Origin of the sequence: Enterocloster sp. HCN-30185 (assembly GCF_037890305.1) — a bacterium.
Lineage (GTDB): Bacteria > Bacillota > Clostridia > Lachnospirales > Lachnospiraceae > Enterocloster.
Genome location: NZ_JBBKBT010000008.1, coordinates 19,040 through 30,625, shown reverse-complemented (window position 1 = coordinate 30,625; position 11,586 = coordinate 19,040). Strand labels below are relative to the sequence as shown.

The window sequence follows — 11,586 nt, the reverse complement described above, 5'->3', positions numbered from 1 at the left end:
CATATTCTGTGGTACAATTCATAAGAGAATGAAAAGAACTGTAAAAAGGAGGCGGCCTATGAGGTATTCCGGATATGAGCTGTTATGGATGTTTGCGGTCTACTCGGTCGCGGGCTGGTGCCTGGAGGTGTGCGCGGCTGCGGCCAAGCAGAAAAAATTTGTCAACAGAGGCTATTTAAACGGACCCTTCTGTCCGGTCTACGGATTGACGTCTGCGGCCTTTGGGATTGTTCTGCCGGAACTTAAGGAGCATTTGATTTTCCTTTTTCTGGGTGGCATGATCATAGCAGCTTTTGCAGAATACATCTGCGGTTTTCTGCTGGAGCGGATTTCCGGCCAGAAATGGTGGGATTATTCCGGACACAGGTTTTCTGCAAGAGGGTATATCTGTCTGCCGGCCTCTCTTTTCTGGGGAATCTGTGCCGTGCTTTGCATCCGGCTGTTTGACCCGCTTCTGGTAAAGCTTATTTATATGCTTCCCCAAAGGGCCGGAAGGCTTATTCTGACAGCTGTATTGATTGCAGCATTTTTAGATGGTCTGGGTTCTTCGGCAGCTGTCCTGCAGATGAACTATTTTCTGGGACGGGCGGCCTTTGAGGTCAGCGGACGGCTTTATGGGCTGTCGTCCTTTCTTGAAAATGCCCTCACAGAGCGGATCAGACGCAGGATGGTAAAAGCGTATCCCAGCCTGAAAGAAAGGAAGAGGGCGGAGAATGGGGGCATAGATGAAAAAACAGCCGTTTTTGCCAGAGGCTGCTGTTTTTACAAGCTGGCAATGCTGTTTTTTATCGGTGCTTTTCTGGGGGATATTACAGAAACGATTTTCTGCTATACCAGAACCGGGATCATCATGAGCCGCAGCAGCGTGGTATACGGCCCTTTCAGTATTGTATGGGGTCTGGGCTGTGTGCTCCTCACTGCGTTTCTTTATCCCTACAGAGAGAAAAATGACCGTTATATCTTTCTTGCGGGAACGATCCTTGGAGGAGCTTACGAATACATATGCAGTGTATTTTCAGAGCTTGTGTTCGGTACGGTATTCTGGGATTATAGCGCCATTCCCTTTAATCTGGGAGGCCGTATCAATCTGCTGTATTGTTTTTTCTGGGGGATCGTGGCGGTGGTCTGGCTAAAGATGCTCTATCCGATACTGTCGGGATGGATTGAGAAGCTTCCGGTCAAATGGGGAAAGCTTCTCAGCAATAGTCTGATCCTTTTTATGGTCTTTGATATGGCTCTCTCCGGCCTTGCTCTGGGGCGGTATTCTGCAAGACAGGATGAAAAGACAGCCGTAAGCCAGACGGTTTCCGGGGAAGAAGGCGGGCTGAATGGCTGGCTGGACCGCCATTTTCCGGATGAACGTATGAAACGTATCTATCCGAATGCCAAATTTGTAGATTAGTATTCTGTATTCGCTTTTTTGAGGACTTTTTTAATCTGCCGTTGACATTTTAAAGCCCAGTCATTATAATAAAGACGTTATAAGGTAAAGGCTGTGAAGGAGACAGTAGCTTTCCCCAGAGACCAAAGAGAGCCGGTGGCGGTGGAAATCCGGTGTCAAAAGGGATGTTTGTGAAGATCACTCCGGAGCCGCCGGCTGAACGTTTTTAGTAGGCACGGCCGTTTTTCCTGCGTTAGAGGAACTCATATGACAGTATGCAGTAACAGGTGGTTAAACGAATCCAAGACTTTCGTCCTTTTACAGGGCGGGAGTCTTTTTTTATTTCATAGGAAAGGGATCCCTATGAAATATTCTTTCCTGTGAGGCATCGAACAAATTCAAATGGAGGTAGAAAAAGATGTACAACAAAGTCCCTACTGACTTAAAGTTTGTAGAACGGGAAAAAGAAGTAGAAAAGTTCTGGGCAGATGAACACATTTTTGAAAAGAGCATCAAGATGCGTGAAGGATGCAAGCCTTATGTGTTTTATGACGGACCGCCAACTGCCAACGGAAAACCTCATATCGGCCATGTTGAGACCCGTGTATTTAAGGATATGATCCCCAGATACAGAACCATGAAGGGATATATGGTTCCAAGAAAGGCCGGCTGGGATACCCACGGACTTCCGGTCGAGCTGGAAGTGGAAAAGAAGCTGGGCCTGGACGGAAAGGATCAGATCGAGAAGTACGGTCTGGAGCCTTTTATCAAGGAGTGTAAGGAAAGTGTCTGGAAGTACAAGGGAATGTGGGAGGATTTCTCCAGCACCGTAGGCTTCTGGGCCGACATGGATCATCCATACGTTACTTATGACAATAACTTTATCGAGTCTGAGTGGTGGGCCTTAAAGCAGATTTGGGACAAGGGCCTGTTATATAAGGGCTTTAAGGTAGTACCCTACTGTCCACGCTGCGGAACTCCTCTGTCCTCCCATGAGGTAGCTCAGGGCTATAAGGATGTAAAGGAACGCTCCGCCATTGCCCGGTTTAAGGTAAAGGATGAGGATGCTTACATTCTGGCATGGACCACCACTCCCTGGACTCTTCCAAGCAACGTGGCTCTCTGCGTCAACCCAAATGAGGAATATGTAAAGGTAAAGACCGCAGACGGTTATACCTACTATATGGCTCACGCACTGGTAGAGAAGGTGCTGGGCGAGGATGTGGAAGTCCTTGAAACCTATCAGGGCAAGGAGCTGGAATTTAAGGAGTACGAGCCTCTTTACGACTGCTCTAAGCCGTACTGCGAAAAGCAGCACAAAAAGGGCCATTACGTTGTCTGCGATACCTATGTAACGCTGACAGACGGTACTGGAATCGTACACATCGCTCCTGCTTTCGGTGAGGACGACGCTAATGTGGGCCGTAAATATGACCTGCCCTTCGTACAGCTGGTGGACGCAAAGGGCGACATGACAGAGGACACTCCGTTCGGCGGCAGATTTGTAAAGGATGCGGATCCTCTGGTATTAAAGGATCTGGAGGAGAGAGGGCTGTTATTCTCCGCTCCCAGCTTTGAGCACAGCTATCCTCACTGCTGGCGCTGCGGAACACCTCTGATCTACTATGCAAGAGAGTCATGGTTCATCAAGATGACCGCTGTAAAGGATGATCTGATCCGCAATAACAATACTGTAAACTGGGTGCCTGAGTCCATCGGAAAGGGCCGCTTCGGCGACTGGCTGGAGAATATCCAGGACTGGGGCATTTCCAGAAACAGATACTGGGGTACGCCGCTTAATATCTGGGAGTGCGAGGGCTGCGGCCATCAGCATTCCGTAGGAAGCATCGAGGAGTTAAAGAGCCTTTCTGACAACTGCCCCGATGAGATCGAGCTTCACCGTCCTTATATTGACGCAGTGACCATCAAGTGCCCTCACTGCGGCGGCGTGATGAAGAGAGTGCCTGAGGTAATTGACTGCTGGTTCGATTCAGGAGCCATGCCCTTTGCACAGCATCATTATCCGTTTGAGAATAAAGAGCTTTTTGAGTCTCAGTTCCCGGCTCAGTTCATTTCCGAGGCTGTGGATCAGACTAGAGGCTGGTTCTACTCCCTTCTTGCAGAGTCCACCCTGCTCTTTAACAAGGCGCCTTATGAAAATGTAGTTGTTATGGGTCTTGTATTGGACGAGAACGGACAGAAGATGAGCAAGTCCAAGGGAAATGCCGTTGATCCCTTTGAGGCTCTGGCAACACATGGTGCAGACGCAATCCACTGGTTCTTCTATACCTGCAGCGCGCCCTGGCTTCCAAAGAGATACCAGGATAAGGCTGTGACCGAGGGCCAGAGAAAGTTCATGGGAACGCTGTGGAACACCTACGCATTCTGGGTACTGTATGCCAATATTGACCAGTTTGATGCAACCAAATACAGCCTGGAGTATGACAAGCTGCCCGTTATGGACCGCTGGCTCTTATCCAAGATGAACTCTATGGTAAAGACCGTTGACAACAGCCTGATGAATTACCAGATCCCTGAGGCAGCAAGAGCCCTTCAGGAGTTTGTAGACGATATGAGCAACTGGTATGTGCGCAGAAGCCGTGAGCGTTTCTGGGCAAAGGGCATGGAGCAGGATAAGATCAATGCTTATATGACACTTTATACCGCTCTTGTAACCGTTGCAAAGGCGGCTGCCCCAATGATCCCCTTCATGACAGAGCAGATCTACCAGAATATTGTAAGAAATATTGATAAGAATGCGCCTGAGAGCATCCATCTGTGCGATTATCCTGAGGTAAAGGAAGAGTGGATCGACCTGGCCTTAGAGTCTGATATGGATGAGGTGCTGGATACGGTTGTTATGGGCCGTGCCGCCAGAAATACAGCCAATATCAAGAACCGTCAGCCTATCGCCCAGATGTACGTAAAGGCAGACCATGAGCTGTCCGAGTTCTATGTAAAGATCATTGAGGAAGAGTTAAATGTTAAAAAGGTAACCTTTACAGAGGATGTACGGGCATTTACCTCCTATACCTTTAAGCCTCAGTTAAAGACCGTAGGGCCAAAGTATGGAAAGCTTCTCGGAAGGATCCGACAGGCTCTGACAGAGCTGGACGGCAGCGCTGCCATGGATACCTTAAATGAATCCGGCGCACTGACCTTTGATTTTGACGGCCAGGAGGTTGTTCTTACAAAGGATGACCTGCTGATCGACGTGGCAAAGAAGGACGGCTATGTAACGGAAGAGGACAATTATGTGACCGTTGTCCTGGATACCAATCTGACTCCTGAACTGATTGAGGAGGGCTTTGTCCGCGAGGTGATCAGCAAGATCCAGACCATGCGTAAGGAAGCCGGTTTTGAAGTTATGGATCATATCGCCGTATACCAGGATGGAAATGAGCGCATCGCAGAGCTTGTAAAGGCAAATGCAGATGAGATCAAAACAGAGGTTATGGCAGACCATATCCACTTAGGCCAGATGAAGGGCTTTGTAAAAGAGTGGAACATCAACGGTGAGAGCGTAATGCTTGGCGTTGAAAAGCTGATGTAGGGAGATAAAAGAGTATAAAAGGCCGATCCGCCCTGAAACGGGAGTTTTCGGGCGGATCTGGAAAGTAAGAAGGAGAATCCGATGAATCCTATGGAATTTGACAAGGCCACCTTTAAAAAATCCGTTATGTACAATGTGAAAAACATGTTCCGCCGCACCATCGACGAGGCCACTCCCCAGCAGGTGTTTCAGGCGGTTGCCTTTGCGGTAAAGGATGTAATCATTGACGAATGGATCGCAACGCATAAGGAATACGAGAAAAAGGATGCAAAGACCGTTTATTACCTTTCCATGGAGTTTTTAATGGGAAGAGCGCTTGGAAACAATATTATCAATATCTGTGCCCGTAAGGAGATCGCAGAGGTTCTTGAGGAGCTGGGCTTTGACTTAAATGTGATTGAGGATCAGGAACCGGATGCAGCTCTTGGAAACGGCGGTCTGGGCCGTCTGGCAGCCTGCTTCCTCGATTCCCTGGCGACCCTGGGATATCCGGCCTATGGCTGCGGCATCCGCTATAAATACGGCATGTTCAAGCAGAAGATTGAAAACGGCTATCAGGTAGAGGTTCCGGACAACTGGCTGAAAAACGGCAATCCCTTTGAGATCCGACGTCCGGAGTACGCGGTAGAGGTAAAATTCGGCGGTTATGTGCGGATTGAAAACAGAGACGGCATGAACCACTTTGTACAGGACGGCTATCAGTCCGTAAGAGCCGTTCCCTATGACCTGCCTGTGATCGGCTACGGTAACAATGTAGTCAATACACTGCGGATCTGGGATGCAGAGCCTATCAATACCTTTAATCTGGATTCCTTTGACCGGGGCGACTACCAGAAGGCAGTGGAGCAGGAAAATCTGGCAAAGACCATTGTTGAAGTGCTTTATCCCAATGACAACCACTATGCAGGCAAGGAACTGCGCTTAAAGCAGCAGTATTTCTTCATCTCTGCCAGCGTTCAAAGAGCGGTATTAAAGTATAAGGAGCTTCACGGCACCATCCATGGATTCCAGGATAAGGTGGTATTCCAGTTAAATGATACCCATCCTACGGTTGCGATCCCTGAGCTGATGCGTATCCTTTTGGATGAAGAGGGACTGACCTGGGAGGAAGCATGGGATATTACCACAAAGACCTGTGCCTACACCAATCATACCATTATGTCCGAGGCTCTGGAGAAGTGGCCCATTGACCTGTTCTCCAGGCTGCTCCCCCGTATCTATCAGATCGTGGAGGAGATCAACCGCCGCTTTGTAAATGAGATCCAGGCCCGCTATCCGGGAGATCAGGAGAAGATCCGCCAGATGGCCGTTGTCTATGACGGACAGGTGCGCATGGCCTATATGGCAATTGTGGCAAGCTTTTCTGTCAACGGCGTTGCAAGGCTTCATACAGAGATCTTAAAGCATCAGGAATTAAAGGATTTCTATGAAATGATGCCGGAGAAGTTCAACAATAAGACAAACGGCATTACTCAGAGGCGCTTCCTGCTTCACGGCAACCCGCTTCTGGCAGACTGGGTAACCTCCAAGATCGGAGACCAGTGGATCACAGATCTGCCCCATATTGCAGAGCTTCTTCCCTGTGCAGAGGACAAGGAATGCCAGAAGGAGTTTATGCAGATCAAGTACGAGAATAAGGTCCGTCTTGCAAAGTACATCAAGGAGCACAACGGCATTGACGTAGATCCAAGATCGATCTTCGATGTGCAGGTAAAGCGTCTCCATGAGTACAAGCGCCAGTTGATGAATATTCTCCATGTAATGTATCTGTATAATCAGTTAAAGGATCATCCGGATATGGATATGGTTCCCAGAACCTTTATCTTCGGCGCAAAGGCAGCGGCAGGCTATAAGAGAGCCAAGCTGACCATTAAGCTGATCAACGCGGTTGCGGATGTGGTGAACAACGATAAGTCCATCGGGGGCAGGATCAAGGTGGTATTTATCGAGGACTACCGTGTATCCAATGCAGAGATCATTTTCGCCGCGGCTGATGTGAGCGAGCAGATTTCCACAGCCAGCAAGGAAGCTTCCGGTACGGGCAACATGAAGTTTATGTTAAATGGCGCCCTGACCCTGGGAACAATGGACGGCGCTAACGTGGAGATCGTAGAAGAGGTTGGAAATGAAAATGCCTTCATTTTCGGTATGTCTTCTGACGAAGTAATTGCCCATGAAAAGAACCGCGATTATCAGCCAATGGATATCTTTAATAACGATCCGGAGATCCGCCGGGTACTGATGCAGCTTGTAAACGGCTTTTATTCACCGGAAAATCCGGAGTTATTCAGAGATATTTATGATTCACTATTAAATACAAAGAGCAGCGACCGTGCAGACACATATTTCATCCTGAAGGATTTCCGTTCCTACGCAGAGGCACATAAGAAGATCGATCAGGCCTACAGAAATTCTTCCTGGTGGGCAAAGGCAGCAATCTTAAATGTAGGACACAGCGGAAAGTTTACCTCTGATCGTACCATCGAGGAATATGTAAGAGATATCTGGCATTTAAAGAAGATTACTGTGGAAGTATAATGACTGCAGTCTGAAACAGTAAATGATCCGGCTCCGGCGTCTGTAACAGGGCGTCGGGGTCTTTTTACAACGGTTTTTGGTATGTGATCCGATCCGCTGTATATCAATCACAAGGGAGGCTATGACATGAAAATCCGTGACATCTTAGCAGAGGGAAAACCAACCCTGTCATTTGAAGTATTTCCGCCCAAAACTCAGGATGCATTTGCATCGGTTGAGAAAGCGGCAGAGGAAATCGCAAGGCTGCATCCGGCCTTTATGAGCGTTACCTACGGCGCAGGAGGCGGCACCAGCGATTATACTGTAAAGATCGCGTCTGATCTGCAGGAAAACTGTGGGGTAACTCCGCTGGCTCATCTGACCTGTGTTTCTTCTACCAGAGAAAAGGTCCAGCAGGTATTGAACGAACTGAAGGAGCATAAGATCGAAAATATCCTTGCTTTAAGAGGTGACATTCCTCAGGATGGACAGACGCCTCAGGTATATCACTATGCCTCCGAACTGATCCGGGAGATCCGGGAGGCAGGAGATTTCTGTATCGGAGCCGCCTGCTACCCTGAAGGCCATGTGGAGTCTGCCAACAAGTCTGTGGATATGGATTATTTAAAGCAGAAGGTGGAGGCCGGCTGCGATTTTGTTACCACCCAGATGTTTTTTGACAACAGTATTCTCTACAGCTATCTGTACCGGATCCGGGAAAAGGGGATTACCGTACCTGTGATCGCGGGGATTATGCCTATTACAAATGTAAAGCAGGTAAAGCGCAGCATCCAGATGTCCGGCTGCCATATGCCGGCCCGCTTTATGTCCCTGGTGGATAAGTTCGGAGATGATCCCGCTGCCATGAAGCAGGCAGGAATCGCCTATGCCACGGATCAGATCATTGACCTGATCGCAAACGGCATCCGCGGAATCCATGTATATACCATGAATAAGCCAGATGTAGCGGCAAAGATCCGGGAAAATCTGTCAGATATTGTAAAATAAAAGATTCCATGCAGCAGGAGGCATATAGATGGACATTTCTTCTGTAAGCAGGAGAGAGGTGCTGCGTTATCTGGGATACAGGGGGCAGGCAGAACCGGATAGGGCAGTTGCAGATGAGATAGAAATGTGTCTGGGGCTTTTGGCAGAGAAGGCAGAGCCCAGGCATCGTGTCCGCTCTTTTTTACTGGAGCTGGGCCCGGAGCATGAGATTCGTTTTGACAGGGTTCATACAAGCAGCAGACAGCTTTCTAAAAATCTGGCAGGCTGCGGTGAAATTCTTGTTTTTGCCGCTACATTGGGGCTGGGGACAGATTATCTGATCCAGAGATATAACCGTCTGCAGATGAGCCGGGCAGTGATCCTGCAGGCTGCGGCTGCGGCCATGATCGAGGAATACTGTGACCGGGTCTGCAGGGAGTTAAAGGCAGCATATGAAGCAAAAGGGCTGTATCTTCGGCCAAGATTCAGTCCGGGTTACGGGGATTTTCCTCTGGAATGCCAGCCGTATCTTTTAGAGTGCGTGGATGGGGGAAAGCAGCTGGGAATCCGTCTTACGGGAGGGTATCTGATGATGCCGTCCAAATCTGTGACAGCGGTGATGGGGCTTGGAAGGACGCCCTGCGGCTGTGAGGTAAAAGGCTGTGAGGCCTGTGGAAAAAAGGACTGCGCCTATCGGCGGCAAACAGGAAGCGAGGATTAAGGAATGAACATTTTACAGGAAATGAGACAGCGGCGCCTGTTTTTTGACGGCGGTATGGGAAGCCTTTTGCAGGCTAAGGGATTAAAGGCAGGAGAACTGCCGGAGCGGTGGAACCTGACCCATCCGGAGGAAATCTGCGGGATCCATCGGATGTATCTTCAGGCAGGCTCTGATCTTATAACCACGAATACATTTGGAGCCAACCGCTTAAAATACGGCGAAGAATTGGAAAAAATTGTAAGTGAGGCGGTAAGCCATGCAAAAGAGGCCGTTAGGGCAGAAGGACACGGCTATGTGGCCCTGGATCTGGGTCCTACGGGAAAGCTCCTTAAGCCTCTTGGCGATCTGGAGTTTGAAGATGCGGTTGAGATTTATAAGGAAACCGTATCATATGGAGCCAGAGCGGGAGCCGATCTGGTGCTGATCGAAACCATGAGCGATTGCTATGAACTGAAGGCTGCTGTACTTGCAGCAAAGGAAGCGGGATTTTCTCCTGAAACAGGGGAGCGGCTGCCGATCTTTGCAACAGTCATCTTTGATGAAAAGGGAAAGCTTCTGACCGGCGGCGATGTGTCCTCTACCGTAGCTCTTTTGGAGGGGCTGGGAGTGGATGTGCTGGGAATTAACTGCGGTCTGGGCCCGGTACAGATGAAGGGAATCGTAGAAGAGCTTCTTTCTGTGTCATCAACCCCGGTGTTGGTAAATCCCAATGCAGGCCTTCCAAGAAGCGAGAACGGGGAAACGGTCTATGATATTGACGCAGTCCGGTTCGGCGAGGTTATGGAAGAAATTGTAAAAATGGGAGCTGTGATCGTGGGAGGGTGCTGTGGAACCGGGCCGGAGCATATCCGGGAAACGGTAAAGCGGTGTAAGGATCTTCCTGTGATGTGGCCGGAAAAAAAGAACCGGACCGTGGTTTCCTCCTATTCCCAGGCAGTGGTATTTGACAAAAAGACCGTAATTATCGGCGAGCGGATCAATCCTACGGGAAAGTCAAAATTTAAGCAGGCCCTCAGGGATCATAACCTGGAATATATCCTGCGGGAGGGCGTGACCCAGCAGGACAACGGCGCGGACATTTTGGATGTAAATGTAGGGCTGCCGGAGATTGACGAGCCCTCTATGATGGAGGCAGTGGTAAAGGAACTGCAGGCTGTGATCGATCTGCCACTGCAGATTGACACCTCCAATCCACAGGCCATGGAGCGGGCCCTGCGGATTTATAACGGAAAGGCTTTGATCAATTCTGTAAACGGAAAAAAAGAGGTAATGGATCAGATCTTTCCGCTGGTGGCAAAGTACGGCGGAGTGGTTGTGGGACTCTGTCTGGATGAAGACGGCATACCGGAGACGGCAGAGGGAAGGATTGCTGTGGGGAGAAAGATCATCAAGACAGCGGCCTCTTACGGCATCGGACCGGAGGATATTATCCTAGACGGCCTCTGCATGACAGTCAGCTCGGATAACAAAGGGGCGCTGACTACGTTAGAGACTCTGAGACGGATCCGGGACGAGCTGGGAGGCAAGTCTGTTCTGGGCGTATCCAATATCTCCTTTGGCCTGCCTCAGAGAGAAATCATAAACAGCTCATTTTTTACCATGGCCATGGAGTGCGGCTTAAACGGGGCGATCATCAACCCCAATTCCGAGGCTATGATGCGGGCCTATTACAGCTTCAATGCCTTAATGGACCGGGATCCCCAGTGCAGCCGGTATATTGATATTTATGGCAGTGAAACAGGTGGGCTGGGACAGACCCTTTCCCGGACAAAGGATACGGGAAAGGGAAAAGAAGGCGATTCTCTGGGAATACTGATTGAAAAAGGCCTGAAAGAGGCTGCGGCAGAGACGGTGGCAGCTCTTTTGGAGGAAAAGGATGCTCTGGATATTATTAACGGGGAAATGATCCCGGCTTTGGATCGGGTTGGAAAAGGATTTGAAAAGGGCAGTGTGTTCCTTCCCCAGCTTTTAATGAGCGCTGAGGCGGCAAAGGCGGCCTTTGAGGTGATCAAAGCTAAAATGGAAGGCAGCGGACAGGGACAGGAGAAAAAGGGAACGATTATTCTGGCTACGGTAAAGGGAGATATCCACGATATCGGAAAAAATATTGTCAAAGTGCTCCTGGAAAATTACAGCTACGAGGTTATTGATCTGGGAAAGGATGTGCCGCCGGAGAGAATTGTAGAGGAAGCAGTGAAACGCCATGTTCCTCTGGTAGGTTTAAGCGCCCTGATGACAACCACGGTTCCCAGTATGGAGGAAACCATCTGCCGGCTGAGAAAGGAAGCATCCTGGGTAAAGGTAATGGTGGGAGGCGCAGTGCTTACAAAGGAGTATGCGGATACCATTGGAGCAGATGCCTACTGTCGTGATGCCATGGCTTCGGTCCACTATGCGGAAACAGTAATCGGTTGAGAGATATCAGAA

General features: G+C 49.4%; 6 protein-coding genes. All 6 read left to right on the top strand.

What is annotated here, in order from left to right; genetic code table 11:
* The first annotated feature begins 58 nt into the window (after positions 1 to 58).
* Positions 59 to 1,402, top strand: a complete 1,344-nt coding sequence (locus WKT10_RS10020) for a putative ABC transporter permease (RefSeq protein ID WP_340276977.1) — start codon at positions 59 to 61, stop codon at positions 1,400 to 1,402.
* Positions 1,403 to 1,799: 397 nt separating this feature from the next.
* Positions 1,800 to 4,934, top strand: a complete 3,135-nt coding sequence (gene ileS / locus WKT10_RS10015) for an isoleucine--tRNA ligase (protein WP_337933896.1) — start codon at positions 1,800 to 1,802, stop codon at positions 4,932 to 4,934.
* 90 nt (positions 4,935 to 5,024) lie between these two features.
* On the top strand, positions 5,025 to 7,472 hold the full coding sequence (locus WKT10_RS10010; protein ID WP_096807434.1) for a glycogen/starch/alpha-glucan phosphorylase: 2,448 nt from the start codon (positions 5,025 to 5,027) through the stop codon (positions 7,470 to 7,472).
* 126 nt (positions 7,473 to 7,598) lie between these two features.
* On the top strand, positions 7,599 to 8,459 hold the full coding sequence (metF, locus tag WKT10_RS10005; RefSeq protein WP_066549193.1) for a methylenetetrahydrofolate reductase [NAD(P)H]: 861 nt from the start codon (positions 7,599 to 7,601) through the stop codon (positions 8,457 to 8,459).
* Between the two features lie 28 nt (positions 8,460 to 8,487).
* Positions 8,488 to 9,159 (top strand): Vitamin B12 dependent methionine synthase activation subunit, encoded by a 672-nt coding sequence (locus tag WKT10_RS10000; protein ID WP_066549190.1) that lies wholly within the window; start codon positions 8,488 to 8,490, stop codon positions 9,157 to 9,159.
* A gap of 3 nt (positions 9,160 to 9,162) precedes the next feature.
* Positions 9,163 to 11,574 carry a homocysteine S-methyltransferase family protein gene (locus WKT10_RS09995; RefSeq protein ID WP_340276973.1) on the top strand — a complete coding sequence of 804 codons (2,412 nt, stop codon included), beginning with the start codon at positions 9,163 to 9,165 and terminating at the stop codon, positions 11,572 to 11,574.
* The last annotated feature ends 12 nt before the right edge of the window (positions 11,575 to 11,586 follow it).

What these genes read in the sequence shown, in the direction of transcription:
- WKT10_RS10020 (WP_340276977.1), top strand. Translation starts at nt 59, where the DNA reads ATGAGGTATTCCGGATATGAGCTGTTATGGATGTTTGCGGTCTACTCG.
- WKT10_RS09995 (WP_340276973.1), top strand. Translation starts at nt 9,163, where the DNA reads ATGAACATTTTACAGGAAATGAGACAGCGGCGCCTGTTTTTTGACGGC.
- WKT10_RS10010 (WP_096807434.1), top strand. Translation starts at nt 5,025, where the DNA reads ATGGAATTTGACAAGGCCACCTTTAAAAAATCCGTTATGTACAATGTG.
- metF (WP_066549193.1), top strand. Translation starts at nt 7,599, where the DNA reads ATGAAAATCCGTGACATCTTAGCAGAGGGAAAACCAACCCTGTCATTT.
- ileS (WP_337933896.1), top strand. Translation starts at nt 1,800, where the DNA reads ATGTACAACAAAGTCCCTACTGACTTAAAGTTTGTAGAACGGGAAAAA.
- WKT10_RS10000 (WP_066549190.1), top strand. Translation starts at nt 8,488, where the DNA reads ATGGACATTTCTTCTGTAAGCAGGAGAGAGGTGCTGCGTTATCTGGGA.